Source organism: Amycolatopsis iheyensis, from assembly GCF_024703995.1.
In the GTDB taxonomy this organism is placed as follows: domain Bacteria; phylum Actinomycetota; class Actinomycetes; order Mycobacteriales; family Pseudonocardiaceae; genus Amycolatopsis; species Amycolatopsis iheyensis.
In genome coordinates this window covers 88,257-114,101 of sequence record NZ_JAMXQV010000019.1, presented here as the reverse complement: position 1 = coordinate 114,101, position 25,845 = coordinate 88,257, and the positions used below count along the sequence as shown (strand labels likewise).

Genomic DNA, 25,845 nt, shown 5'->3' with positions numbered 1-25,845 from the left:
CCGGTTACCCCGAACAGCCTAGTGACCGAACGCGTCCGCGCGCACACCGAGGGTCGCGGTAAGATCGACCACAGCACACCGTGACGGACTTCGAACATCGGGGCAGCCGACTCGTGAATTCCGAAAACCCCTGGCGGCGACTGGGCAGCAGAACCGTCTATTCGAATGCCTGGATGTCGGTGCGGGAAGATCGGGTGCTGCGTCCCGACGGGTCCCCGGGCATCTACGGCGTGGTGGAGATCCACCCCTCGGTCGGCGTGCTGGCGATCAACGACAACCGCGAAATCGCCCTCGTCCGCCAATGGCGGTACACGCTGGGGAAGATGTCGGTCGAAATTCCCACCGGCGGCTCGGGCCCCGGGGAGACCGTCCGGGAAGCGGCGGGTCGCGAACTCCGCGAAGAAACCGGTCTCACCGCCCGGAAATGGCGTTGCCTCGGCGAAATCGACACCAGCAATGGCCTGACGACGGAGGTCGCCCACATCTTTTTCGCGACGGACCTGGAACAGGGCGCGGACGACCAGGAACCCGGCGAGTCGATCGAGCTGACCTGGGTCGACCTGGACCGGGCGGTGCGAATGGCCACCGACGGCGAGATCACCGAATCGGTCAGCGTGGCCGGGCTCCTCAAGCTCCACGTGCTGGAGCTGAACGGCGAGCTGGGCAGCTGACCCGAGCCGGGCTCGGGCTTCCTCGTTACCGCGTCCGGACCACGCCCTCGGCCACCGTTCGGGCCAGTCCGGCGTGACCTCACCCGATATTCTCCCCGGAATTCGCGTTTGCCCGCCGACGACCCGCGCGGCTCCCTACGCTCAGTGTGTGGACGGCATCGACAGTCTCCGGCACGCCATCGAAACCATCCCCATCCCGGGCGCCCCGCCCCGCCTGTCCCGGCAGGGCGCCGCCGTCGGGCTGGCGCTGCTGGACACCTCGCTGCGGCTCAACCACGTGCGCCGGCTGACCGAACGGCTGACCGTCGTCGAGCACGGGACAGCGCGGCGCAGCACCGAGGTCGACGTCAGCCTCAAGCTGCTCGACGAAGGTCAACGCCAAGCCACCGCGCAGCTGCAGGACCTGATTGGCCAGGAACACGGCGAGCGCGCAGCCTCGCGGCCCGCGCGGCAACGCTCCCTCTGGGTGCCGCTCGCGCGGCTGCCGCGCCGGGACGTCTCCCCCGTCGACGTCTTCGACAGCGCCGGCCAGAAACTCCCTCGGCTCACCCAGCACGAGGCGTCGCGGCTCGTCGCCTCCGGGCTCTACCGGCTGCTGCGCGGGATCCTCGCCAGCGACGAGAACGCGCAGACCGCCAAGCACGAGCTGAACACCTTCCTGTTCCAGGTGCACGAACCCCGCTGGCTCATCCAGCAGGCGCTGCTGACCCTGCTGACCGAACGCAACCACCCGGAGGAGGAGTTCGCGCTGGCCCCGGCCGAGGGCACCGTCCCCGGCTACGGGCGGCAGTGCCGCGAACTCGCCCTCGACATCCTCACCGGCTGCGCCGACATGCTCGTCGAGTACGCGTACCTGCTGAACGTGGCGGTCCGCGACTACATGCTCGTGGTGGCGCTGGACGATTCGGTCGAGGAGCACCGGCTCAGCTACGAAACCCCGCTGCACGTCGACGCGCGCCAGCCCGTCGCGAAGGAGCAGTGGCGACGGCTGGCCTCCAGCCGCCGGGGTTACGTCGTCGGCTACGAGACCATGATCCCGGCGACGCTGAAGTCCTACCACCTGGTCGCCCGGACCGCGCCCGAGGCCGAGATCTCCCGGATGTACCTGTCCACCGACGCCGACCAGCACCAGGTCGACGGCCTCGCCGAAGACCTCGGCTCGCTGGCCGAGCGGCAGGACGCCGCGCCGCTGCAGGAGGCCGACGGCGCGCGGCACAAGATCCTCGAGCTGCAGGCGCAGACCGTGCTCCGCCGGCTTTCGGACTTGCTGCGCCGCCGCAAGTGGGAGGCCGGCCAGTCCGGGGTGGAGCTGTCGCCGCGCAGCCTGCCCGCCTGCCACAAGCTCGCCGCCGCGGCCACGACGGGCGAAGCGGTCCGGGTCGACACCAACGAGCTGGACAACTCGCTGCGCCGGCACCCCGAGTTCACCTCCGAGAACCTGCGCGAAGCCGCACGCGAGCTGACCGAGCGGGAGTTCGGGCAGGACCTCGTACTCGTCACCGGGATCGCCGACAACGAGGCCCGCGCCTACTGGCGCCGCTCCGGCGGCCGCGACCCGCGCGGCGACCACGTCCGGGTGCGCGCGACGCTGGTGCTGAAGGACTCCACGAAGTCCGGCCCGCTCAACGTGACGTTCTACGCGCTGGCCGTGGCCGCGGTGTCGTTCGTGCTCGGCTGGATGCTGGTGGGCAGCCCGTGGCCGTACGGCAGGCACGCCACCGAGGAGCTCGGCCACATCGGCGACGGCCAGTCCGTGATCACGATGTTGCTGCTGCTGCCCGGTTTCCTCTACAGCCGCCTGTCGCTGCCCCCGCGCCGGACCGTGCTCGGCTACCTCGGCACGCTGCCGCAGGCGCTCGTCCAGCTGAGCATCGCCGCTGTCGCCGCGTTCGCCGCAGCGGTCGCGACGAAGACCGGTGGCGAGGTCGTGCAGGCCACTCTCACCGTCGCCGTCGGCCTGCCGGTGCTCGCCGCGCTCGTGCTGTTCGGGCAGGCGTCGTGGCGCGAGTCGGCGATCCCGTTGTCCCGCATCGGGGCGCCGCGGTGGGCGGGCAACGGGGCCTGGGACCGGCGCAGACCCCTCGAAGCCGACGTGCGGTTCGACTCATCCGGGGGGTGGTGACGGTGCGCGGCCAGCGGATCTCCGTGCGGAACGTGGCCGACCTGGCCCGGGCCGGCTTCGAGATCGCGCGCCAGCCGGTGACCAAAGTGGACTTCGAGGTGCACCACGCGATGGCGCGCCACGGTTACCTGCGCGAGCTCGTGTCCGCCGACGCCGACCACGCCGTCTTCCTCGAGACGCTGTGCACGGCCACGAACGGCGCCGGCGTCGTGATCGGCACCCGCACCCGCAAGCCACTGGACGGCACCGAGGTCGTCGAGCACCTGGGCGGCACGCAGCCGGCCGAGCGCCCGGAGCAGAACGCGGGCGCCTGGGTGTTCCACCAGACGACCTCGCCCAACCCGACGTTCATCTACGAGTCCGCCCAGACCTTCGAGGGCCTGATCGCGGTCGACCCGGGCGCGCGCGAAGTCGGCGAGTGGCACGGCCTGGCCGTGCGCGACCTGCTGCGCGAGATCTCCGACGCCGCGTCCGCGCTCGTCGACGCGCCGCTGCTGTCGCTGCAGTGCCCGGCCCAGCTGCCGACGATCGTGAAGACCCGCAACCACGATCTCCGCACCCGCAAGGAGGTCGCGCCGCCGTGCGCGTCGCTGGCGGTCCGGTTCGCGATCGCGCTGCGGGACGCGTCCGCGGCCGCGCGGTTCGAGCTGGCCGACCGGTTCCGGGAGCTGTGCGAGAAGCACGGGTACAGCTTCTGGCTCGCCGACACCCGCCCCGGGCACCGGCAGGGGAACTGGTTCGAGGTCTACCACGCCGACGGCGAGTTCTCCCCGTTGTACAAGGGCGACCTGCGCTCCCGCCAGCGGATCGGCACGTGCCTGCCGATGACCTTCGTCGGCCCGGCGCGGATCGGCTCCACGCACGCGATCGTGTCGTTCCTGCAGCGCTACCCGCAGGTGGGGGTGGTCGGCTGCGCGGGCACGACGCTGTCGGACGTCGCGTTCGTGCACCTGCAGCTGGCCATCCACGGCGTGGCGGCCGACCGGCTGAACCGCATCCTGGGCAAGCTGCTCGGCGAGTCCTCGACCGCGGCCCGGCCGCACAAGCTGCTGCGCGAGCTGTTCAAGCGCCTCGGCCTGCCCCCGGACCCGGACGGCCCGGATGCGGCCGCCCAGGACCCGACGGGCGACTACCAGACGTTCGCCGGGCCGGCGTTCCCCTACCGCCCGTTCCAGATGCCCGACTGCATGGCGGTGTGGGTGTCGTGGGAGATCGCGCGCCAGCAGCGTGGCCTGGCCGCCCCGCTGGACTGCCTGTACCGCGCGCTGGCCCAGGTCGCCCCGGCCGTGCCGATGCCGGACGGCACGGCTTCGGCGGGTGAGCTGGCGACGGTGGAGTACCTCATCTGCCGCGCGACCGAGCAGTCGGTGCTGCGGGGCAAGGCGAAGCTGGCGGTGCCCAAGCAGGTCCTCCGCCAGTTCGCCTCGGGGGTCGAGCTGCCCGCGTCCAAGCTGTGCGCGTCGCTGGAGGAGGCGTGGAAGGCGCAGGTGGACCAGTCCGGTGTGGACGGGGTGAGCGAGCTGACGGTGGCGTGGCGCGAGTCCTGGCTCGGCCACTGGACGTATTCCTGAGCCGCGGCGGTCAGGTCGTGGCGAAGAAGCCGCGCAGCTCCCGGGCCACGGCAAGCGGCACGCCGTCGTCCTCGGGGCCCGAATGCCCGGCCCCCTTCAGCTCGACGCGTCGCGCGTGCGGGAGCACATCGGCGAGTTTCGCCAGCGCGAGGCGCAGGTATCCGGCGCTCCTGCTGCCCCCCAGGAGCAGCACCGGTGCGGTCACCCCGGCATAGTCCTCGGCCGTGTCGGCCAGCTCGCCGACGATCCGGAGGTCGAAGTGCAGGGTCGGGATGAGCTGCTCGACCGAGACCTCCTCCGGTGCGCCCTCCCGCTGCAACCGCGCGCCCACCGCCAGCAGCGGCACCAGGGCGAACCGCGGGACGCGGCTGAACAGCGACGGCTCGGCGGCCAGCCCCTTCATACCGGTGACCAGCGCGGACGCGCTCCGGCCCGCCGCGACCTCGCGGTCGAAGCGGGCCAGCCAGCCGACTGGCACCGAGCCACCGACCGACAGCGGCGGCTCGTACAGCGCGATCCGCTCGAGCGCGGGCGTGACCAGAGCCGTCCGAAGGGCGACCAAGGCGCCGGAGCTGAGGCCGAACACCCGCGTCGCCCCGGTCTCGGCGACCAGCGCCCGCACGTCCTCGACCTCGCGCGAGACACTGAAGCCGTCGCCGTGGGGGCCGCTCAACCCGCGGCCCCGCCGGTCGGGCACGCAGACGGTGAAGTCCGCCGACAACGCCGCGGCGAGCTTCGAGAAGTGCTGCGACGACAGCATTCCGCCGTGCAGGAGGAGCACCGCCGGGCCGCTGCCCAGGCGGCGGTAGCCGATCGTCGTGCCGTCCGCGGACCGGACTTCCGCGCGTCCCCCGGTCATCGCCGTTCCCCCGCGACCGGCACGAACCGCCGCTGTGCCTGCTTGCCCGCCTCGACGGCCGCGTTCCCCCGCGCCAGCAGATCGCGCTGGTAGTCCGCCAACGCGGGCGGCAGATCGGCCCGGGTCAGCGCCTCGCACAGCCCGACCGCGTCCTGCAACGCCGTCGCCGCACCGTTCCCACCGCTGGCCAGCGTCAGGTGCGCGGCGTCCCCGAGGAGCGTCACGCGGCCCACCGGCCACGGCGGCATCGGGCGGTCGTGGACCTTCGACCGGCCCACGGCGCTCATGTCGGCGGCACGCACCAGGTCGAGCAGGTCGGGGTGCCAGCCGTCGATCAGCTCGAGCACCAGGTCGCGGACGTCCTCCCGGCCCGCTCCCGACGCCGCCGGGTGGTCGGGCGGGACCAGCAGCACCCACCGCACGTAACTCTCCCGGTGCGGCAAGGACAGTCCCGGCACCAGCTCGGCGGCCGCCGCGGAGGGCTCGCGGTCGAACTGCATGCGGCCCAGCATGAGGATGATCGACGGGCCCTTGACCATCGTGCCGCGTCCCGGCACCAGCGCCAGGAACCGGTCGGTGGCCGGGGTGCGCCCCATCGCCCCGCACAGGTCGGCGTCGACGAGCCCGACCGCCGGCACCAGCTGCCGCCGCACCACCGAGTTGGCGCCGTCGGCGCCGACCAGCACGTCACCCGTGGCGTGCGTCCCGTCGGCGAAGAACGCGGTGACGTCCGTGCCCTCCTCGAACCGCTTGAGGCGCTTGCCGAAGACGACCCAGTCGCCCAGCTCTCCGAGGAGCACCTGCCGCAGCACCTGGCGGTCGAACGCCCGGGCCTCCGCCGGTCCCGGCAGGTCGCTGCTGAGCAGGGTGAGCTGCTCGTCGAACAGGTATCCCGGCCCGGTCAGGCTGCCGCTGGTCGCTTCGGCGAGGTCGTAGAGCGGTCGCGGCAGGGTGGCCCGCAGCACCGCCATCGCCGCCGTCGACAGGCCGATGCGGTAGCCCTGGGTGCGCGCACCGGACCCGTCGTCGGCTTCGTACACGCGGACGTCGAGACCCGCCCGGACCAGGGCGTGCGCCAGCGTCAGCCCGCCCAGCCCGGCTCCGATCACCAGAATCCGTGTCATCGTGATCCCCCATCCCTAGGTGAACAACGTTCACGTGTACATTGTTCACGTAGGCGGGCCAGGCCTGTCAACCCCGACTTTCCCGGAGGACGCGGTGGGGCAGCGACGCACCGAGGTGCTGCACGCAGCGATCGAGCTGCTCGACGAAGTGGGCCTCGACGCCCTCACCATGCGGCTCCTGGCGAGCCGGCTCGGGGTCCGCGCGAGCGCGCTGTACCGGCACTACCCGAGCAAGCAGGCCCTGCTCGACGCGATGGTCGCCCACCTGGTCGGCACCGGCGAGCTCCCCGAGGCCGAGTGGGACGAGCTCCTGCGCGGCGCGGCGTCGGGCCTGCGTTCGGTGATGCTCGCCCACCGCGACGGCGCCCGCCTCATCGCCGGTTTCCACGATCCCGGGCCGGACGCGGTCGCGGCGTTCGAGCGCCTGATCACCGCCCTCACCGAGGCGGGCGTTCCGGCCGCGGCCGTCGCCGTGGACACCGTCATGGCTTACGCCAACGGGTTCACGGTCGAGGAGCAGGCCCGCAAGACGCGCTGGCCCCGCGAGGGCCGGGACCGCGCCTTCGACGACGGCTTGGCGCTGATCATCGCGGGCATCCGGGCATCGATGGTCTGAGCACCCGGCCGGGGCTCAGCCCCTGCGCCCTCCGGGCTCCGGAGGTATGTTGCGATCGTGATCTTGGCAGCCGCAGATGCGTGAGGACGAGGTGCTCCGCCAGGTCACCACGCCCCTGTCCGCGCCGGCCTTTCCGCGCGGGCCCTACCGGTTCACCGACCGCGAATACCTGAACATCACCTATCGGACGGATCCGGCGGCACTGAGGGCTCTCGTGCCGGAGCCGCTGGAAGTGCCCGAACCGCTCGTGCGGTTCGAGGTCATGCGGTTGCCGGACGTCACCGGCCTCGGCGACTACACCGAATCCGGCCAGGTCGCGCTGGTCACCCACGACGGTGAGCCCGGCGAGTTCACCCTCGGCATGTACGTCGACAGCCTGCCCGCCATCGCCAGCGGGCGGGAAGTCGGCGCCTACCCCAAGAAACTCGGGAAACCCCGGCTCTTCGTCGACTCCGACACGCTCGTCGGCAGCCTCGGCTACGGCTCGATCCAGGTCGCGCTCGCCACCATGGGGTACAAACACCGCGAACTGGACGAAGCCGCCGCCCGGGCCGAACTCACCGCGCCGACGTACATGCTCAAGATCGTGCCCGGCTACGACGGCCGGCCGCGGATCTGCGAGCTGGCCCGCAGCCGGATCTCCGACCTGACGATCAAGGGCGCCTGGACCGGGCCCGCCCGGCTGCACCTCGTGCCGCACGCCCTCGCGCCGCTCGCCGACCTCCCGGTGCTGGAGATCGTCTCCGCGAGCCACCTCCTGACCGATCTCACCCTCGGCCGGCTCTCGGCCGTCCACGACTACCTCGACGGGGACCACGCATGAAAGCGACCATCGTCGGCGGCGGCGTCATCGGCGTCTCCTGGGCGGGCCTCATGGCTTCCCACGGCTGGGACGTCGTCGTCAGCGACCCCGCGCCCGGCATCGAGGACGCCGTCCGGGCCGGCCTCGCCGAGCTGACCCCCACGCTGCGCGAACTCGGGCTGTCCACGGACCTGACCGCCGTCACCTTCGAAGCCGATCTCGCCCGGGCGGTCACCGACGCCGACGTCGTGCAGGAGAACGGGCCCGAACGCCTCGACCTCAAGCACCGGATCTGGACGACCATCGAGCAGCACGCGCCGGCCGACGCGCTGCTGCTCACCTCGACTTCGGGCCTCCCCGCCACGGACATCGCCGTCGCGCTGAAGCGGCCGGAACGGCTCGTGGTGGGACACCCGTTCAACCCGCCGCACCTCGTCCCGCTGGTCGAGGTCGTGCCCGGGGAGAAGACGTCACCCGAGGTGGTCGAACGCGCGGTCGAGTTCTACCGCGGGCTGGGCAAGAAGCCGATCGTGCTGGGCAAGGAGGTGCCCGGGTTCGTCGCGAACCGGCTGCAGGCCGCGATCTTCCGCGAATGCGTGCACCTCGTCGCCGAGGGCGTGGTCACCGAACAGGAGCTCGACGAGGTCGTCACGTCGTCGCTCGGGCAGCGGTGGGCGGTCAGCGGGCCGTTCCTCAGCTTCCACCTCGGCGGCGGACCGGGCGGCCTGCCGCACTTCCTCGAGCACCTCGGCCCTGGCCTGCGCAAACGCTGGGGCCAGCTCGGCACCCCGGACCTCGACGAGGCCACCGTGAAGCTGCTCAGCGAGCAGGCGGAAGGCTTCGACGGCACGGTCGCCGAACTCGCGAAAGCCCGTGACACCGCGCAGATCGCCCTGATGAAGGCGCTGGACCGGTGAACGTCACCGAGCGGGTCCGCGCCGCACTGGCGAACCCGATCGCCGCCGAAGACGACTTCGACATCCACGCGGCGCTGAACGAAGTGCTCGCCGACGTCGGACTGTCCGAAACGGACTCCGGCGGCCGCGTCGGGTTCACCGGCGCCGACCCGATCGTGCCGAGTGCCGTGCGGCTGGGTGCGGCACCCGGGATCGCACTGGTGGCGAAGTCCGTGGCGCTCGCCGCGTTGTGGCGCCACCGGGGCGGGCCCGGCCAGGACATCGGCATGGACCTGCGCACCGCGCCGCACCGGCTGTGCCCCTTCTACGACAAGAAGTGGGAGCTGGTCAACGGCCTCCCGCCGACCAACACCGCCGACCCGGCCAGCCCCCTGTCGCTGAAGTTCTACCGCGCCGGTGACGGCCGCTGGGTGATGCCGCTCAACATCTACCCCAAGCTGAAGTCCAAGACCCTCAAGCTCCTGCGGACCTACGACGACGCGACCGCCCTCGCCGCGGCCATCGCCCGCTGGGACGCCGCCGAACTGGAGGAGGCCGGCGCGGACGCGGGCATCGTGATGCCGATGGTCCGCAGCACCGAAGAGTTCCTGGAAACCCGCCAGTACCGTGACGTCCTGGCCGACCTGCCGCTGATCGAGATCGAGAAGATCGGCGACTCGGCGCCCGAGCCGTTGCCAGCGGGGGCCGCCCAGCCACTCGACGGGATCCGCGCGCTCGGCCTCGGGCACGTCATCGCGGGCGCGGCCATCGGCCGGTCGCTCGCCCAGCACGGCGCCGACGCGCTGAACCTCTGGCGGCCGGCCGAATGGGAGAACCCGGTCGTCTACCTCACGGCGAACGTCGGCGTCCGCTCGGCCACAGTGGACTACCAACGGTCCGGCGTGCTCAAGGACCTCCTGCGCGACGCCGACGTCTTCTACGCCAACCGGCGTCCCGGTTTCGTCTCGGGCCTGGGCCTTTCCCCGCAGCAGGCGGCGGAGATCCGGCCGGGCCTCATCCACACCACCGTTTCCCTGCACGGGGAACGCGGGCCGTGGGCGTCACGGGTCGGGTTCGACCAGACCGCCGGCTGCGTCACCGGGATGATGACGCTGGAAGGCTCGCCGGACCAGCCGGTGCTGCCGCACATCGGCGTGGTGAACGACTACCTCGTGCCGTGGCTGGCCACGGCGGGCATCTGCGCCGCGCTGATGCGCCGCGCCACCGAGGGCGGCAGCTACCGCGTGCACATCTCGCTGACCCGCATCGCGTTGTGGATCATCAGCCTCGGCGTGTTCGACAAGAACTACGCACAGCGCGTCGCCGGCACCGGCGAACGGCACGCGTACCTCGACCCGGAGACGTTCACCGCCGAGACCCCGCTGGGGCACTACCAGGGCGTCACTGATCAGGTCCGGATGTCGGTCACCCCCGGCGCGTTCTCCACCATCCTCGTTCCGCGCGGCTCCGGCCGCCCCGAATGGCTGCCCCGGAGGTAACCCGTGAGTACCATCCCCGACGTCGTTTCCCGGCTGCGCAAGACGTTCTCGGCCGGGGTGACCAAACCGCTGGAGTGGCGGCGAAACCAGCTGAACGCTCTCAAAGCGATGCTGACCGAGCAGGCCGACGACTTCCTCGCCGCCCTGCACACCGATCTGGGCAAGAACGCGGCCGAGGCCCGCAGCGCCGAACTCACCTTCGTCGTCAACGAAATCGACCACACGCTGGCGCACCTGGCGGAGTGGGTCGCGCCCGAACCCCGGCCACTGCCCGAAACCTTGCGGCCGGGCGCGGGCCGGGTCGTGCGGGAGCCACTCGGCGTCGCGCTGGTCATCGGGCCGTGGAACTACCCGCTGCACCTCGTGCTGGCGCCGCTGGTCGGGGTCCTGGCCGCGGGCAACGCCGCCGTCGTCAAGCCGAGCGAGCTCTCCCCCACCGTGTCAGCCGCCATCGCGCGGCACCTGCCGTCCTATCTGGACACCTCGGCGGTCGCCGTGGTGGAGGGCGCGATCCCGGAGACCACCGAACTGCTGGCGCAGCGCTTCGACCACATCTTCTACACCGGCAACGGCGCGGTCGGGCGGATCGTGCTGACCGCCGCGGCGAAGCACCTCACGCCGGTGACCCTGGAGCTGGGCGGCAAGAGCCCGGTGGTCGTCGACACCGACGTCGACCTGCGGGTGGTGGCCGAGCGGATCGTGTGGGGCAAGTTCATGAACGCGGGCCAGACCTGCGTGGCGCCGGACTACGTGCTGGCCATCGGCGACACGGCCGAGCGGCTCGAGACCCAGCTGGCGGACGTGCTGCGTGAGCGTTTCGGCGACGACCCGGCACAGAGCCCGGTGTACGGCCGGATCGTCAACACCCGCCACTTCGACCGCCTGTCCGGCCTGCTGGCCGGCGGCCGGGTGGTGACCGGCGGGCAGACCGACCGGGACGCGAAGTACATCGCGCCGACCGTGCTCGCGGACGTCCCGCCGGACTCGCCGGTGATGGGCGAGGAGATCTTCGGGCCGATCCTGCCGGTGCTGCGGGTCGCGTCCCTCGACGAGGCGCTGACGTTCATCACCGACCGGGACAAGCCGCTGGCGCTGTACGCGTTCACCGCGTCGGCGGAGACCAAGCAGCGAATCCTCGCGGAGACGTCGTCGGGCGCGGTCGGGTTCGGCATCCCGGTGGCGCACCTGACCGCGCCGGACCTGCCCTTCGGCGGCGTCGGCGAGAGCGGGATGGGGCGCTACCACGGGAAGTACTCGATCGACACGTTCAGCAACCTCAAGGCGGTGCTCGACAAACCGCTGTGACCGGGAGGCGTGCTACCGTGCTGGTATAACTATACCGGTACTTGCTGACGAGGTAGTCGTGATCGAACTGAAGACGCCTGCGGAGATCGACCGCATGCACGTGGCCGGGCGCTTCGTCGCCGAGGTGCTGACCGAGGTCGGCCGGCTCGCCGACGTCGGCGTCAACCTCATGGACCTGGAACACCACGTGCGCGGCATGATCAAGCGCCGCGGCGCCGAGTCCTGCTACTGGGACTACTCGCCGTCGTTCGGCGAGGGCCCGTTCCGCAACGTGATCTGCCTGTCGGTGAACGACGCGGTCCTGCACGGGCTCCCCCACGACTACGTCCTGCGCGACGGCGACGTGCTGACCGCGGACCTCGCGCTCGGCATCGACGGCTGGGTCGCCGACTCCGCGCGCACGATCATCGTCGGCACGGCCGCCGAAGCGGACCAGCGGATCATCCGCGCCACCGAAGAAGCCCTGGAGGCGGCCATCGACGCGGCCCGCCCGGGCAACCGGATGGGCGACATCTCGGCGGCGATCTACGCGGTGGCCACCGAGTACGGCTACCCGGTCAACACGGAGTTCGGCGGCCACGGCATCGGCCGCACCATGCACGAGGACCTGCACGTGTCGAACAAGGGCCAGGCAGGCCGGGGCATGAAGCTCCGCCCGGGCCTGACGCTGGCTCTGGAGCCGTGGTTCGCCGCCACGACGGACAAGATCGTGTACGACCCGGACGGCTGGACGATCCGCTCGGCCGACGGCTCCCGGACCGCACATTCGGAGCACACGATCGCGGTCACGGAGGACGCCGCGCGGGTCCTGACGCGCCGCGAGGGCGAGCAGCACTAGCGGCATGCTGCGGATGCCCGGATAGAGGGGATCGGCGAGCCGAGCCGCCGGGCGGGACAGCTCCGACCGGCTTCGACACCGGTCCTAGCGGCCGAACACCTCGGCCGCGAAGCCGGCCGCCTTCGCGGCGGTGACGAGGTCGTCGGCGCGGGTGGCCGGCAGGAGCACCAGCGGGTAGCAGTCCGACTCGATGTCGAGGACCGCCAACGCCGTTCCGGTGCCGAGCAGCCGGCCGCCCGCCAGTTCGAGGAACTCGTACGTCGGGAGTTCGCTCTCCGCCAGTTCCTGCCACGCCACACCGGCCGGCGCGGAGTGCAGGGCCCGGAGTCGACCGGCGATCTCGTCGGCGGCTTCCTTCCAGTCGACCTCGGCGAGCAGGTCGTGGTCGGTGAGGGCGTCGACCAACGCGATCCACGGCAGCAGCGGGAAGGGCTCGTCGATGCCGCGGTCGTCGAGCCGGTCGGCGTGCTCCGCGACGTACGCGGCGGGGTCGTCGAGAGCCGCCGCCGCGTTTCGGGACACCTGTGGGATTTCCGGTGCCAGCAGGGTGGCGACCGCCACGAGCGCGTCACGAGCAGTCATCGATGTCCTCCGCGGGCCGGGTGCTCGACGGGTCAGATGATCGCACGGCTGCGCCGCGCAGCTACCAGGGCGCGCTCCGCTGCGGCTACGGCGGCGTCACCTGCTCGACCTGGCGCAACGCCTGAGGCGCCTACCCGTCAGCCGGGTTCTTCGCCGCCTGCATGCTCCCGGCCGGCAGCCGGTCCGCTCCCCAGCTGCGCTCGACGTACCCGATGATCTCCTCGATCGCCTCCGCCGGCACCTTCTCCGGCTGCCCGCGTTCGAGCGGGTCGACGTGGAAGATGTACAGCCGGGACGCGAACTGGTCGAACGGCAGTGACGCCTCGCCGAACCGCTCGCCGTTGCCCGCCGTGGACACCACCACGCCGTCTCCCCAGTCCTGACCGCTGTCGTTGTTGGGGTTGAAGAAGTACACCCGCATCACGTCCTGCGGGTCCGGGCCGACCCGCAGGATCGTGATCGCGTGCCAGCCGACGTAGCGGGCCGCGCTGTCGGTGACCGCCACCCCCGCCGGCTGCGGGTGGATCAGGGGCTGACCGCCGTTGAAGTACGGGTGGTAGCTGGCGTGGAAGTGCCGGTAGAAGTCGTCGAGATCGATCAGCTGCCCGGTCGCGACGTCGACGTTGATGCGGAAGCCGCGCGCGGTCCACCAGCCGTGGAACTCCGGGTTGACCCAGCGGTGCGGGTCGCCGGGGCGGTCCACGCACCGGCGGCCCATCTCGGCGTAGATCCGGTCCAGGTGGGGCACCACCAGCAGCGACACCGGGTCCAGGTCGGCCGGTGGTGTGGCCGCGAGCCCCGCCCCGCTGTCCTTCGAGGAGATCGGCTGGCCCTCGAAGTGCATGATGACTTCGTCGTCACGCGCGGCCCAGGCGACGATCTGCAGCAGGTAGTCCGGGTCGTTGTACGCCCACATCGACAACGCGCGGGCCGACTGGCAGGTCGGGTTGTCCCCCTGCCCGACGCCCAGCGGCAGGCCCAGCATCGACAGCACCCCCGCGGCGAGCCGCGCCTCCGGGCGCGGCCGGTCGCCGAACACCGTGACCAGCCGTTCGCGCGCGGCCGGGGCAAGCTCCAGCGCCAGCTGGCGCCACAGCGCGGGCACCACCGGCGGCTCGTAGAGGATGCCGCGGTCGAGCAGCAGCGCGAGCCCGTAGATGGCCTGCGCGGTCTGCGGGTGCACGGCGACCTCGATCAGCCGGTGCACCAGGTCGCGGTAGCGCAGCAGGCAGTTGCGGCCGGTCTCGGACAGGCCGAGTGCCTCGCCGAGCAGGTAGTCGCTCTCGTGCCGCAGGAACCGCAGCAGCTCCGCGTGGTACGGCGACACCAGCCCGGTGTCGTGCATCGCGCGGGCGAACCCGGTGGCCTCGGACTGCAGGCCGCCGGTGTCCATCGCCTCGAGCCGCGACCGGAAGACGTCGACGCCCGGGTCCTCGCGGCACGCCTCGGTGGTGCCGAAGAGGCTGGTGATGAGCCGGTCGAGGCCCTGCCCGGAGCCCGCGCCGAGGGCGACGTCCGGGTCGCCGCGGTAGATCGCGATGCGGGTGATCAGCGACTGCACCTGGTCGACCTGGATCGGGCGCTGGCGCAGGATCCGCCAGATCTCGTCGACCACCTCGTCCAGCACGGTGTCGTAGCCGACTTCGTCGGCGACGTGCCGGAACAGGTCCCGGATCAGCTGCGCGGTGCGGCCCTGCCGGACCCGCTCCGCCTCGCTGGGCGGGGTGAACAGCAGCTCCAGGTTCATCGCCAGCACCTGCGAGAGGAACTGGCGCGCGTCCTCGGCCGACAACGTCGGGTGCGCGAAGTCACCGCGGGCGACCGCGAGCATCCGCAGCTCGCTGGTCGCCTCGATCACGACGGTGTCGCCGTTCTCGCTGCGCAACCCCGGCCCGACCAGCGCCGGCACGAGGATCTCCGGGGTGGCCCAGTCCGTGCCCAGGAACACCCCGGCTTCCTCGATGGCCTGCGCGCGGGCCTGGACCGCGGCGGGCCCGCCCGGCAGCAGCAGCACCCGCCGCAGCGCTTCCAGGACCCGCCGCAGCTTCGTGTGCTTGCCGAAGTCGCGGGTCTCGGCCATGGCCTGCACGGCGTCGTCGAGCGAGGCCACGCGCTTGTCGAGCGTCGTGGCGGGGGTCGGGTTCACAGGTGTCCCTCGGGGTTGGGTGCCGGCCTCCACATCGGACGCGTCAGACGTAGAAGTCGTACTCTTCCTGCTCCTTCAGCAGATCACGCATCCGGTAGGCGTCGTCGCCGAAGAAGTACAGCAGGCCCCAGTGGGTGCCGAAGGCGGTCCGCTTGGTGACCGTCTCCTCCAGCGGCGCCGAGAGGTCGTGGGACTCGTAGTAGTCGTCGTCCTGGGTCTGCTCCGGGATCCTCAGCTCGCTGACGACCCGCCGCCGCGGGTAGACGCCGAAGCAGCCCGCGACACCCGAGGCGTCGACGACCTCGCGCGGGAAGAACGCGTCGATCTCCTCCTCGGTCGTCTTGGGGTCGAACGCCAGCGCCAGGCCCTGGTAGGCGTTGAACCCGTAGGCCCGTTCGAGCAGCTCGAAGACCTTGAAGCCGGGCGGCCGGTATGCGACCTCGCCGAAGTACATCTCCCCGTCGCTGGTGACGAAGTACTCCGGGTGCACGAACCCGAACTCGATGTCGAAGGTCTTGATGAGCTTCTCGATCTGCGCGGTGATCTGCGGCCGGTACTTCTCCAGCTCGGAGGTCGCCGGCACGAACACCGAGTAGCCCAGGGTGACGTACTCGGAGATGTTGAGGAACTTGATCTTCCCGTTGTGGACCCACGCCTCGACGGCGAACTCCCACCCGTCGAGATGGGACTCCATCAGGACCGGGAACTCCTCCTCCGGGATCGTATCGATCTCGTCGGGCGTGCGGATCACGCGGTGCCCCAGGCACCCGGCCTTGTCGAACGCCTTGAGGTGGATCGGGTCGTTCGGGTCGCCGTCGAGCTTGAGCAGCGTCTGGTTGACCCGCTTGAGGAAGCGGACCACGTCGTCGCGATCGTGGGCTTCTTCGAAGATGCCCACCCGGATGCCGCCGAGCTGCGCGCGGCGCTTCATCAAAGCCTTGTCGCGCAACAACATCGCCTGGCCGAACAGCCGCGGGTTGTCGAGCAGGACGGAGTTGATCGCCCCGGCCCACTCCACCGTCTCCTCGAACAGCGGGATCGCCACGTCCACGCCTCTTTCGGCAAGGACCTCGGCGATCTCCAGCGACCGCTCGTTGAGCCGCTCGAAATTCCACGGCACGTAAGGGATGTCGTGCTCGACGCAGTACTCTTCGGCCCATTCCGGTGCGACGACGACATAACGGCGGTCGAACCGGTCGAGGGCTTCGATGGCGTTGAGGCTCCAGCCGAGCAGAGCCAGATACCCCTTTTCGGGGTTCTTCGGAGCCGATTCGGGCTGTGGCATGGACCATTCCTCCGGGTCGGCGCGTCAGGGAGTCGTTCGGATCGTGACTCCACCGTACCGGGAGGTAACCAACGGGGCTGAACGAGCGTGGCGGCGGCCCGTCGCGGTCCGTTGTGGACTCAGTGGATTTCGGTGCTGTACCCGCCGTCGAGCGCGAACGTGGCGCCGGTGATGTTGCCGGCCACCCGGTCCGCGGCCAGGAAGGCCGCGAGGTTCGCGACCTCCTCGGGCCGGGTGAAGCGGCCGGTGACGGCGTGCGCGGCGGCCTCCTCGGCGACCGCCCCCGCGTTCGCGCCGGTGGTGGCCGCGATCGTCTCGGCCACCCCGCCCGCGCCGAGCCACAGGTCCGTCGCGACCGGCCCGGGGTTGATCGCGTTGGCCCGCACCCCGCGGGGCCCGAACTCCTTCGACACCGACTTCGTGAAGTTCACCAGCGCGGCCTTCGCCGCGCTGTAGTCGATGACGCCGGGGTCGGGCAGGGTCGCGTTGACCGAGGCGATCGTGACGATGCTTCCCCGGCCCGCGGTCACCATCGCCGGCAGCACCGCGCGGGTGGCCCGGACCGCACTGAGCAGGTTCAGGGTGACCGATCGGGTCCAGTCGTCGTCGGTGACCAGCAGGAACCCGTTCGGCCGCGGGGTGACGGCGCCGACGTTGTTGACCAGGACGTCGATCCGCCCGAGCTCGGCCAGCGCCAGCTCGGCCAGCCGGCCCGGGCCGTCGGCCGTGCCGAGGTCCACGGCCAGCGTGTGTGCCTGACCGGCCCGCACGAAGCCGTCGAGGTCCGGGCCAGGGTCGCGGGCGCCGGCGACGACGTGGGCACCCTCCGCGATCAGGGCCCGGGCGACGGCCAGCCCGATGCCCCGGCTGGCGCCGGTGACGACGGCGACCTTGTCCTGCAGTCCCAGGTCCACCTAGTGCCCCTGCTCGCGCAGCCAGCCGAGCACGGCGTCGGCGACCTCGCGCCAGCCGCTGTCGACCGTGAGTGAGTGCCCGCGGCCCTCGAACTGCTTGAGCTCGGTGACGGCGGCCGAGTCGCGGTACTGCTTGAACGTCGAGCGGGTGACCACGTCCGGCACCGTGTGGTCCGCGGTGCCGGAGATCAGCAGCAGCGGGCCGCGGTCCGCGCGGTGGGTGTCGACCTGTGCCTGGGAGTGCAGGACGAAGTTCGCGGCGGCGGCCTGGAACAGCGGCCGCGCCGGTGACGGGATCGTCCAGCGCCGGTGCAGCTCGGCCGACTCCTCGTCGCTGAGCGCGTTGCCGAAGCCGAACCGGAACTCCTTCTCCGTCAGGGAGACGGACCGGTGCAGGTTGGCGGGGTTGCCCAGCGCCGGCAGCCCCGCGCGCAGCTGGGCCAGCGGCAGCGGCAGGACGCCCTTGATCTGGGCAGGGTCGATGGCGACGCCGGCCGCGCCGATGCCCTGGCCGAGCAGCTTTTCGGTGATCAGGCCGCCGAAGGAGTGGCCGACGAGCACCGGCGGCCGCGGGAGGCCGGCGATGAGCGCCGCGTAGTGCTCGGTGACGTCGTCGATCCCGAGGTCCGCGACGGCTTCGGGGTGCTCCCGCGCCTGCTCGACGGTGTCCGGCTCGTGCGGCCAGCCGGGCGCGACGGGCGCGTACCCGGCGGCCCGGAAGTGGTCGACCCAGGGCTGCCACGAGGTGGCGTGCAGCCACAACCCGTGGATGAACACGACAGGGGTGCCCGGCTCGGCCATCGGATCCTCCAGTTCGCGGGGACGTCTCCCGAAGCCAACACGATCCGCGCCGGGAACGTCCAAGACCTGTTGCGTCCGAATCGATAGCCGGGGTGGCATCGTTGGCGCATGGACCTCGACCTCCGGCTGGTGCGCTACTTCGTCACCGTCGCCGACGAGCTGCACTTCGGCCGCGCCGCGGCCAAGCTGTTCATCAGCCAGCCGACGCTGTCGAAGCAGATCCGCAAGCTCGAAGCCGACGTCGGCGGGCCGCTGCTGCAGCGCGACAGCCGCCACGTCACGCTGACCGCGCGGGGCGAGCGGTTCCTGCGCCTGTCCCGGCAGCTGCTGGCCACGGCCGACCGGATGCTGCGCGAGCCGGCGCCCGGCCACCTGCGGATCGCGCACATCTTCGAGCTGGACACCGGCCGGACGGTCGCCGACGCGTTCCTCGCCGCGCACCCCGGCGTCCAGCTCGTCCAGAGCCAGATGGACAGCGCCCGCCAGCTCACCGCGCTGCTGGACGACCACCTCGACGTCGCGCTCATCCGCGTCACCAGCGCGTTGCAGGCCGCCCATCCCACCGGCTGGCGGCACGCGTTGCTGCGCTTGGAGCCGTTCTGGCTGGTCGGGCGACCCGGCGACCCGCACCGGACGTCGGCGTCGGTCCACGAACGGCCGCTGGAGGTCTTCGCGGACGCGCCCGGCACCGCGCTGTACAACGTCCACGGCCGGTACCTGAGCTCGCTGGAGCGGCACACGGGCCTGGAGCTGCGCTGGCTCGGCAACCCGGGCACGTTCGAGACCTGCCACGCCGCGCTCGACCGGGCGCCCGGCCGCGCCCACCTGCTGGAGTTCGACAGCTACGCCCGCCGCTACGCCGCCCTCGGCGTCCCGGTCCACCGGCCGCGGGAGCTGCAACCGGTGTACCCGTGGTCCCTGGCCTGGCGCGAGGGAGAGCAGCCGGAGACGATCGAGGCGTTCCTCGAGATCGCGAAGGAGACCGCCGGCCGGCTGCGGTGGCTGCACCCGGAGCGCGCGGACGCGGCGCCGCTGTGGACCCCGCCGGAGGACCTCGACGGCGGCTGAGCCCGGCTGTTGCCGCCGGAAGGAAAGCACTGCACCGGATCGCGCTCGTCCGCGATGCCAACGGTCTTCGGTGACGCGACGGTCGCCGGCTTCCCGGACCTGTCACCCGGCGAGCCGGACCGATCCCGGCCCGGTGCGCGTGTTCGGCCGCGCACCAGCCGGTGAGATCGATCGCCCGCCCGGGCCGGCTCAGTCCTGGGTGGCGGCCGTGCGGGTGATCGTGGCGATCCACGCCGGGATGCCGTTGGGGTAGATGTTGTTGTCCAGCGTCGTCGGCTCGATCGAGGCGATCTGCCAGCCCGTGGTGAACGTTTCGCGGATTTCGGCTTCGGTGATCCGGCGCGGTCCGGGGCCCGGTGGGTGGCTGTCGCTGTAGCACAGGACGTACAGGTTCGCGCCCGGCGACATCACCGCCGCCAGGTTTTCGGTGTAGCGGGGGCGGTTCGGATCGGTGAGAGCGTGGAACAGGCCGCTGTCGATGACCGTGTCGAACCGGCGGTCGAGCGCGTCGAGCTCGAAGGCGTTGCCGACGGCGAACTCCGCTTTCACGCCGCGCTCGTGGGACTTCCGCTGGGCGGTTTCGATCGCCGTGCCGGAGAGGTCGAAACCGGTTGCGGTGAGGCCGAGTGCGGCGATCATGAGGACGTTTTCGCCGGTGCCGCAACCGATGTCGAGCACGCGGCCGCGGAACGCGCCGGCTTCGGCGAGCTCGCGGATCGCGGTCTGGGGACGCCCCGTGTCCCACGGCGGTGTGCCGGCGGTGTACCAGTCGAACGGATCCGGGGAAACGCTTCCCGACAACCGGCGTTCGAGGCCTTCGAGGGTCGCGATGAGTTCCTTGGCCTCGGCGGGATCCTCGATGCCGGCCGCGGCCGCGAGCTGCTCGTCGATGGGCACCGACGTGTCCGGCACGCCGGACTGCCGCTGCGGATCCATCCGGTCGGGTATGGCGTCACTGCTGATGTACATCAGCCGGCGCGCGAGATCGTACAATTCCAAGCCATCCATGATCGGAAGAGTGGCCGAAGCCGGGCAGGCCCGCCATCCCACACCTTGACAGTGCGGCCGACCGCGATTCCCGCGCTCCGGCAAGGACTCCGCCGGCCGGCCGTAGACCTCCGGGGTGGGCTCGCCGACCGCGAGGCGGACCGGCCCTGGTGCGGCGCGGCGAGCCGGTCCTCGCTCCCGGTCACCCGGTGCCGGCCGGGGTTCGGGGCGCCGGCCGCCTGAGGTTGCCTCCGGCTCCGGAGCTGAAACACCGGCGCACCGCTCGACCGCAGCTACCCACCGAGAGCGGCGCTGACGTACCGCAGACCGCCCATCCGCAGGTCGTCGTCCTCGAACGCGGGCAGGCCGAGCGCCGCGAGCAGCTCTCCCGTGCCGCGCGTGGTCACCGACCAGCCGCGGCCGGCCAGGTACGGCGCGGCTTCGTTGCGCGGACCGAAGTACCGCAGGCTTGCCATGTCCGTGTCGAAGCCGAGCGCGCGCCACTGCGCCGAGATGCGGTCCAGGCGCTCCTTCGTCACCGCCTCCTCCCCCGGGCGCGGGTTCGGCCGGCTTTCGGTGGCCAGCCGGCTGCCCGGGGCGCTGAGCCCGGTGATCGTGTCCAGCAGCCGGTCCTGCGCGTCGGGTGGCAGGTAGCCCAACAGGCCTTCGGCGCTCCACGCGGCCGGCCGGGCCGGGTCGAAGCCGGCGGCGCGCAGGGCCGTGGGCCAGTCGTCGCGCAGGTCGGCCGCGGCCGCCCGGCGCCGGGCGGTGGGATGCGCGCCCAGCTCGGCCAGCGCGCGGGTCTTGAACTCGACGACGTCCGGCCGGTCGACCTCGTACACCACGGTCCCGGCCGGCCACGGCAGCCGGTACGCCCGCGAGTCCAGCCCCGAAGCCAGGATCACGACCTGCGTGCGGCCCGCACCCGCCGCGTCGAGGAAGAACTCGTCGTAGAACCGGGCCCGCACCTTGGCGCCGTCGACGGCCGGCGGCCCGACCAGGTCGCCGGGTGGCAGCTCCCCGGTCGCGAGCCGGGTCAGGAGCTCGACGCCGACCGCCCGGACGAGGGGTTCGGCGAACGGGTCGTCGAGGCGCGCGGGGTCGGTCCGGGTGGCGATCGCGCGGGTCATCGCGGCCATGGTGGCCGTCGCGCCGACGCTGGAGGCCAGGTCCCAGTCGTCGCCGTCGCGCCTGGTCGAAGTCATGCGCCGCACGCTAACGGTCCCTACCGGCCGGCTGGCTAAAGTGAGAGCGGTGACCGCTGGTTTGCCTCACCGTTCCGACGCGCGGGACAACCGCGAGCGCATTCTCGACGCGGCCCGCAGGGTGTTCGTCACCGACGGCGTGGCGGTGCCGGTCCGCGAGATCGCCCGGCGGGCCGAGGTCGGGCCGGCGACGGTCTACCGCCACTTCCCGACCAAGGAGACGCTGGTCGCCGAGGCGTACACCGAGCAGCTGCGGGCGTGGCGGGCCGCGATGGCCGAGGGGCTCGCCGACCCCGATCCCTGGCACGGCTTCCGCGTCGCGGTCGAGAAGCTGTGCCGGCTGCAGGCCCGCGACCACGGCTTCGCCACGGCGTTCAAGGCGGCCTTCCCGCGCGCGGTGGACTTCGCCGCCCTGCGCGCGGACTCGCTGTCGGCCGCGGCGGAGCTGGTCCGCCGGGCGAAGGACGCCGGCCACCTGCGCCCCGACGTCGTCCTCGACGACCTGGTGCTGATGATCATGGCCGCGAGCGGCATCCAGGCGAGCACGCCGGCCGCGCGGATGGCGGCGTCGCGGCGGTTCGCGGCGCTGGTCGTCGAAGCGTTCCGGGCTGCTCCGGCCGGTCGGTGAGGCCCAGGTCACGCGCGTCCCGACGCCCCGCGGGCCCGCTGTCACGGCGAAGGTAAAGTCGTCTCCGATGACCCAGACCACGCTCGCGGCCGCCGGAACGGACGTGTCGGCCCAGGCCCGGCGCCGCCGCACCTTCGCGGTGATCAGCCACCCCGACGCCGGGAAGTCCACGCTCACCGAAGCGCTCGCCCTGCACGCGCGGGTGATCTCCGAGGCCGGGGCGGTGCACGGGAAAGCCGGCCGGCGCGGGGTCACCTCCGACTGGATGGAGATGGAGCAGGCCCGCGGCATCTCCATCACCTCCGCCGCCCTGCAGTTCGCCTACGGCGACACCGTGATCAACCTGCTGGACACCCCCGGCCACGCGGACTTCTCCGAGGACACCTACCGCGTGCTGTCGGCCGTCGACTCGGCCGTCATGCTGCTCGACGCCGCGAAGGGCCTCGAGCCGCAGACGCTGAAGCTGTTCGACGTCTGCCGCTACCGCGGGATCCCGGTGATCACCTTCATCAACAAGTGGGACCGCCCCGGCCGGGCCGCCCTGGACCTGTGCGACGAGCTCACCGAGCGGATCGGGCTGCCGCCGATGCCGCTGACCTGGCCGGTCGGCGAAGCCGGGCACTTCCGCGGCGTCGCCGACCTGCGCAGCGGCGAGTTCGTGCGCTTCCACCGGACGGCCGGCGGCGCGACCGCGGCGGGCGAAGAGCACCTGACGGGCGAGGCCGCCGAAGCCGAGGGCGGCGCCGAGTGGACGGCCGCCCGCGAGGAGGCCGAGCTGCTGCAAGCCTCCGGCGGTGAGTTCGACGCGGCCCGGTTCGAAGACGCCTCGGCGACCCCGCTGCTGTTCGGCGCGGCCGTCGCGAACTTCGGCGTCCGCCAGCTGCTCGACCTGCTCGTCGAGCTGGCGCCCCGCCCCACGGCCCGCGCCGACGCCGAGGGCCGGCCGCGTGAGCTGACGCAGCCGTTCTCGGCGTTCGTGTTCAAGGTCCAGACCGGGATGGACCGCGCGCACCGCGACCAGGTCGCCTTCGCGCGCGTCTGCTCGGGCAAGTTCGAACGCGGCATGGTGGTCACCAACGCCACCACCGGGAAACCGTTCGCCACCAAGTACGTCCAGCAGGTCTTCGGGCAGCAGCGCTCCACTTTGGACACCGCGTACCCGGGTGACGTGATCGGGCTGGTCAACGCCACGGCGTTGCGCGTGGGCGACACTCTCCACGACGGCAAGCCGGCCGTGAAGTTCCCCGGCCTGCCCAGCTTCGCGCCCGCGCACTTCGCGGTGGCCCGGCCCGCCGACATCGGCCGGGCGAAGCAGTTCCGCCGCGGCATCGAGCAGCTCGGTGCGGAAGGCGTGGTCCAGGTCCTGACGTCCGACCTGCGCGGCGACGGCTCCCCGGTGCTGGCCGCGGTCGGCCCGATGCAGTTCGAGGTGGCGACGCACCGGCTGGAGCACGAGTTCGGCTGCGTGGTCCGGCTGGACCACCTGCCGTACACGGCGGTGCGCCGGCTCCCCGACCCCGCTCAGCGGGCCATCGTGGACCGCGAGCGCAGCAGCGAGGTCTTCGCCCGCGCCGACGGCACGCTGCTGGCGGTGTTCGAGCAGGAGATGAACCTGCGGATCCTGCAGCGCCAGAAGCCGGAGCTGGTCCTGGAACCCCTGGTCGCCGACGGCTAGCCCCAAGCGCCCCAATGTGGCGTTGGGTGCGTCCAACGCACCCAATGTGGCGTTCGGTGCGTCAGATGCGCCCAACGCCACATTGAGGTTTCTCAGTAGCGGCCCTGGTGCTCAAACTGGGTGAGGACCAGGGCGGCTTGCACGATAGCGCCGATGCGGTGGGGGCAGAGGCTGACGTGGCGGAGGGCTCGCCAGCGGGTCTTGAGCAGCGCCATGGCTCGTTCGCCGAGGGCGCGGGCTCGGGCCTGGAGCAGGTTGTGGACCCGCTGCCGGGCGCTGAGCAGGGGCTGAGCTGCGGTTTTCTTGAACGGGGTGAGAATGCCGATGCCCGCGGCGTGGTAGGCCTTGTCGGCCAGAGTTTTCAGGCCTCGCGCGGCAGCGGCGGTCAACGCCCCGACGACGCCCAGGTCACGGGCGGCGGAGAGGTCGTTGCGGGAGCCGGGCAGCTGCGGGGAGGTCCATAACGGGAACCCGGTGGCGTTGGCCAGGAACTGCACGTTCCCGCCGAAGGCACGGTGCTTGCCGGAGTACCACAGATGCACCGTGGACCCGCGGTTTTTTCCTTTCGTTGTGACGGTGGTCGCTGCGACCCGGTCGCAGTGGAACAGGGAGCCGTCGAGGATGAGGTGGGGGGTCGCCGGTGTCGCGGCAGTGCGCCAGGACCTGGTGCAGGTCTGGGGCCTGCTCGGCCAGGGCGGTGATCGCTTCGTGCAGGTAGCGGTAGGCGGTGGCCACGCTGATGCCGTGGTCGATGGCCAGCCGGTGCACCGGGACGGCGTCCCGGAACCAGCGCAGCACCAGCACTGCCTGCCAGTAGGGGGTCAACGCGCGTCGGCCCCGGCGGGTGCCGCGTGTCTGGCGTGTCGAGCGCAGCACACTTGCGACGAACGGGGCCAGCTCGCGCGCCACGTCGAGCGTGGCACTATAAGAAATCACGTGGGGCCTCTGGACTCTCGGACTTGGTCTTCGCAAACTCAGTCCTACCAGCGGCCCCACGCCTCATCTCAGGCCAACACGCACACCCACCAGCCCTACTGAGAAAACCTCATTGGGGCGCTTTGCGGTGCGGGCTGGGGATGAAGCGCCAGAGGACCGCCGCGGCCGCGAAGCCCACCACCCCGCTCGCCACCACCCCGGCACCCAAACCGGCCAGCGCGGTCACCGCCGACAGCACCAACGGCCCCACGCCGGTGCCGATGTCCGCCAGCTCGTTCCAGATCCCGATGTGCGTCGGCCGGCCCACCGCCGGGGACACGTCCGCGCCCAGCGTCATCACGATGCCCGAGCCGATGCCGTTGCCGAAGCCCATCACCATCGCCGCCACCGTCAGCAGGGCCGCGCCGTCCGCCAGTGGCATGACCACGAACGACGCGCCCAGCACCAGCGTCGCCGGGACCGCCACCCAGCGACGGCCGTGGCGGTCCATCACCTTGCCCGCCGGGTAGAACGTCAGCGCGTCCACCGCGCCCGCCACTCCGTAGATGATCGAGCTCGTCGTCGGGGACAGGCCGATGTGCGCCGCCCACAGCGGGACCACCGTCTGGCGGGTCTGGCGGATCGCCGACAGCAGCAGGACGCCGGCACCCAGCGTCGCGTACACCCGCCAGCGCTGCTTGAGCATGCCCCGCGTCGTCACCGCCGAGGCGGCGGCCCGGTCGAGGGCCAGGTCCGGCACCCGGAACACGAGGACGGCCGCCGCGAGGATCGCCGCCAGGCTCACGTAGTACGCCCCCGGCAGCCCGGCCACCTGCATCGCGCCCGCCCCCGCGAAGGGGCCGAGGAAGACGCCGATGCGCATGCTGCCCCCGAGCGTCGACAACGCCCGGGCCCGCATGTGCGCCGGGACGATCTCCGTCAGGTACGTCTGGCGGGCCAGGCTGTAGACCGCCGCGGCCACCCCGATCAGCAGCACCCCGCCGCCGTAGAGCAGCAGCGACCACGGGCCGTCACCCAGGTCGACCAGGCAGATCAGCACGCCGACGACCATGACGCCGGCCGCCAGGAGCATCGACCGCCGTTCGCCGAACCGGGTCGCGAGGATGCCGGCCGGGATGTTCGCGAGCAGCGACCCGACCCCGAGCAACGCGGCGATCAGCGCGGCCGTCGAAGTGCTCGCCCCGCGGTCGATCGCGCTCAGCGCGACGACCGGCAGCACGGCGCCCTCGGAGAGCCCGAACAGGGCCGCCGGGCCGTACGCCGCCGCGGCGACCGAACGCAACCGGAACTCTTCGACCATGTTCGAACATCATGC

23 protein-coding genes and 1 pseudogene are annotated in these 25,845 nt (G+C 71.9%); 13 read left to right on the top strand and 11 right to left on the bottom strand.

Annotated elements, in window-relative coordinates; all coding sequences use genetic code 11:
- The first annotated feature begins 80 nt into the window (after nucleotides 1-80).
- The 3 genes from M8542_RS31940 (at nucleotide 81) to M8542_RS31930 (ending at nucleotide 4,364) form a co-directional block, all read left to right on the top strand.
- The gene (locus M8542_RS31940; protein WP_257924007.1) at nucleotides 81-671 is read left to right on the top strand and encodes an NUDIX domain-containing protein; all 591 of its coding nucleotides are present in this window, start codon (nucleotides 81-83) and stop codon (nucleotides 669-671) included.
- Between the two features lie 148 nt (nucleotides 672-819).
- Nucleotides 820-2,793, top strand: a complete 1,974-nt coding sequence (locus M8542_RS31935) for a hypothetical protein (protein ID WP_257924006.1) — start codon at nucleotides 820-822, stop codon at nucleotides 2,791-2,793.
- Between the two features lie 2 nt (nucleotides 2,794-2,795).
- Nucleotides 2,796-4,364, top strand: a complete 1,569-nt coding sequence (locus M8542_RS31930) for a hypothetical protein (RefSeq protein WP_257924005.1) — start codon at nucleotides 2,796-2,798, stop codon at nucleotides 4,362-4,364.
- 10 nt (nucleotides 4,365-4,374) lie between these two features.
- On the opposite strand, the gene M8542_RS31925 is transcribed toward M8542_RS31930, so the two are convergent.
- Together M8542_RS31925 and M8542_RS31920 are read right to left on the bottom strand one after the other, a co-directional pair.
- Complete coding sequence (locus tag M8542_RS31925; RefSeq protein WP_257924004.1) at nucleotides 4,375-5,223, bottom strand: alpha/beta fold hydrolase; 849 nt, start codon at nucleotides 5,221-5,223, stop codon at nucleotides 4,375-4,377.
- Entirely contained in the window at nucleotides 5,220-6,347 is a 1,128-nt protein-coding gene (locus M8542_RS31920) for an FAD-dependent oxidoreductase (RefSeq protein ID WP_257924003.1), read from the bottom strand. Before M8542_RS31920 ends, M8542_RS31925 begins: the two co-directional genes overlap by 4 nt.
- 94 nt (nucleotides 6,348-6,441) lie before the next feature.
- On the opposite strand from M8542_RS31920, the gene M8542_RS31915 reads away from it, so the two are divergent.
- The 6 genes from M8542_RS31915 to map all read left to right on the top strand — a co-directional run bounded on the left by M8542_RS31915 (nucleotide 6,442) and on the right by map (nucleotide 12,303).
- Nucleotides 6,442-6,963, top strand: a complete 522-nt coding sequence (locus tag M8542_RS31915; RefSeq protein ID WP_257924002.1) for a TetR/AcrR family transcriptional regulator C-terminal domain-containing protein — start codon at nucleotides 6,442-6,444, stop codon at nucleotides 6,961-6,963.
- Nucleotides 6,964-7,039: 76 nt separating this feature from the next.
- Nucleotides 7,040-7,786 (top strand): acetoacetate decarboxylase, encoded by a 747-nt coding sequence (locus M8542_RS31910; protein WP_257924001.1) that lies wholly within the window; start codon nucleotides 7,040-7,042, stop codon nucleotides 7,784-7,786.
- Nucleotides 7,783-8,682 carry a 3-hydroxyacyl-CoA dehydrogenase family protein gene (locus M8542_RS31905; RefSeq protein ID WP_257924000.1) on the top strand — a complete coding sequence of 300 codons (900 nt, stop codon included), beginning with the start codon at nucleotides 7,783-7,785 and terminating at the stop codon, nucleotides 8,680-8,682. Before M8542_RS31910 ends, M8542_RS31905 begins: the two co-directional genes overlap by 4 nt.
- Nucleotides 8,679-10,160, top strand: coding sequence for a CoA transferase (locus M8542_RS31900; RefSeq protein WP_257923999.1), 1,482 nt, complete (start codon nucleotides 8,679-8,681; stop codon nucleotides 10,158-10,160). The genes M8542_RS31905 and M8542_RS31900 overlap by 4 nt, the downstream gene beginning before the upstream one ends.
- 3 nt (nucleotides 10,161-10,163) lie before the next feature.
- Entirely contained in the window at nucleotides 10,164-11,465 is a 1,302-nt protein-coding gene (locus M8542_RS31895) for an aldehyde dehydrogenase family protein (protein ID WP_257923998.1), read from the top strand.
- A gap of 58 nt (nucleotides 11,466-11,523) precedes the next feature.
- Nucleotides 11,524-12,303 carry a type I methionyl aminopeptidase gene (map, locus tag M8542_RS31890; protein WP_257923997.1) on the top strand — a complete coding sequence of 260 codons (780 nt, stop codon included), beginning with the start codon at nucleotides 11,524-11,526 and terminating at the stop codon, nucleotides 12,301-12,303.
- A gap of 84 nt (nucleotides 12,304-12,387) precedes the next feature.
- Here the strand turns inward: map and M8542_RS31885 are convergent, their stop codons facing one another.
- On the bottom strand, nucleotides 12,388-12,885 hold the full coding sequence (locus M8542_RS31885; protein WP_257923996.1) for a DUF6630 family protein: 498 nt from the start codon (nucleotides 12,883-12,885) through the stop codon (nucleotides 12,388-12,390).
- 2 nt (nucleotides 12,886-12,887) lie between these two features.
- Here M8542_RS31885 and M8542_RS31880 point away from each other — a divergent pair, with 2 nt between their 5' ends.
- Nucleotides 12,888-13,010: a hypothetical protein gene (locus M8542_RS31880; RefSeq protein ID WP_257923995.1), complete on the top strand. Its 123-nt coding sequence runs from the start codon at nucleotides 12,888-12,890 to the stop codon at nucleotides 13,008-13,010.
- A gap of 5 nt (nucleotides 13,011-13,015) precedes the next feature.
- On the opposite strand, the gene M8542_RS31875 is transcribed toward M8542_RS31880, so the two are convergent.
- From M8542_RS31875 to M8542_RS31860, 4 genes are all read right to left on the bottom strand, one after another.
- Entirely contained in the window at nucleotides 13,016-15,031 is a 2,016-nt protein-coding gene (locus M8542_RS31875; RefSeq protein WP_257923994.1) for a hypothetical protein, read from the bottom strand.
- 43 nt (nucleotides 15,032-15,074) lie between these two features.
- Complete coding sequence (locus tag M8542_RS31870; RefSeq protein ID WP_257923993.1) at nucleotides 15,075-16,316, bottom strand: ATP-grasp domain-containing protein; 1,242 nt, start codon at nucleotides 16,314-16,316, stop codon at nucleotides 15,075-15,077.
- 119 nt (nucleotides 16,317-16,435) lie between these two features.
- Entirely contained in the window at nucleotides 16,436-17,230 is a 795-nt protein-coding gene (locus tag M8542_RS31865) for an SDR family NAD(P)-dependent oxidoreductase (protein ID WP_257923992.1), read from the bottom strand.
- On the bottom strand, nucleotides 17,231-18,031 hold the full coding sequence (locus tag M8542_RS31860) for an alpha/beta hydrolase (protein WP_257923991.1): 801 nt from the start codon (nucleotides 18,029-18,031) through the stop codon (nucleotides 17,231-17,233).
- 108 nt (nucleotides 18,032-18,139) lie between these two features.
- Here M8542_RS31860 and M8542_RS31855 point away from each other — a divergent pair, with 108 nt between their 5' ends.
- Nucleotides 18,140-19,099: a LysR family transcriptional regulator gene (locus M8542_RS31855; protein WP_257923990.1), complete on the top strand. Its 960-nt coding sequence runs from the start codon at nucleotides 18,140-18,142 to the stop codon at nucleotides 19,097-19,099.
- A 189-nt stretch (nucleotides 19,100-19,288) separates the two neighbouring features.
- Here the strand turns inward: M8542_RS31855 and M8542_RS31850 are convergent, their stop codons facing one another.
- Nucleotides 19,289-20,107: a methyltransferase domain-containing protein gene (locus M8542_RS31850; RefSeq protein WP_257923989.1), complete on the bottom strand. Its 819-nt coding sequence runs from the start codon at nucleotides 20,105-20,107 to the stop codon at nucleotides 19,289-19,291.
- 272 nt (nucleotides 20,108-20,379) lie between these two features.
- The gene (locus tag M8542_RS31845) at nucleotides 20,380-21,291 is read right to left on the bottom strand and encodes an SAM-dependent methyltransferase (RefSeq protein ID WP_257923988.1); all 912 of its coding nucleotides are present in this window, start codon (nucleotides 21,289-21,291) and stop codon (nucleotides 20,380-20,382) included.
- A 49-nt stretch (nucleotides 21,292-21,340) separates the two neighbouring features.
- Between M8542_RS31845 and M8542_RS31840 the strand changes: the two genes are divergently transcribed.
- Both M8542_RS31840 and M8542_RS31835 read left to right on the top strand, forming a co-directional pair.
- Entirely contained in the window at nucleotides 21,341-21,919 is a 579-nt protein-coding gene (locus M8542_RS31840) for a TetR/AcrR family transcriptional regulator (RefSeq protein ID WP_257923987.1), read from the top strand.
- A 67-nt stretch (nucleotides 21,920-21,986) separates the two neighbouring features.
- The gene (locus M8542_RS31835; RefSeq protein ID WP_257923986.1) at nucleotides 21,987-23,594 is read left to right on the top strand and encodes a peptide chain release factor 3; all 1,608 of its coding nucleotides are present in this window, start codon (nucleotides 21,987-21,989) and stop codon (nucleotides 23,592-23,594) included.
- A gap of 92 nt (nucleotides 23,595-23,686) precedes the next feature.
- On the opposite strand, the pseudogene M8542_RS31830 reads toward M8542_RS31835, so the two are convergent.
- Both M8542_RS31830 and M8542_RS31825 read right to left on the bottom strand, forming a co-directional pair.
- A pseudogene (locus M8542_RS31830) lies at nucleotides 23,687-24,530 on the bottom strand (transposase family protein).
- Between the two features lie 109 nt (nucleotides 24,531-24,639).
- Complete coding sequence (locus M8542_RS31825) at nucleotides 24,640-25,830, bottom strand: MFS transporter (protein WP_257923985.1); 1,191 nt, start codon at nucleotides 25,828-25,830, stop codon at nucleotides 24,640-24,642.
- Nucleotides 25,831-25,845 lie beyond the last annotated feature (15 nt).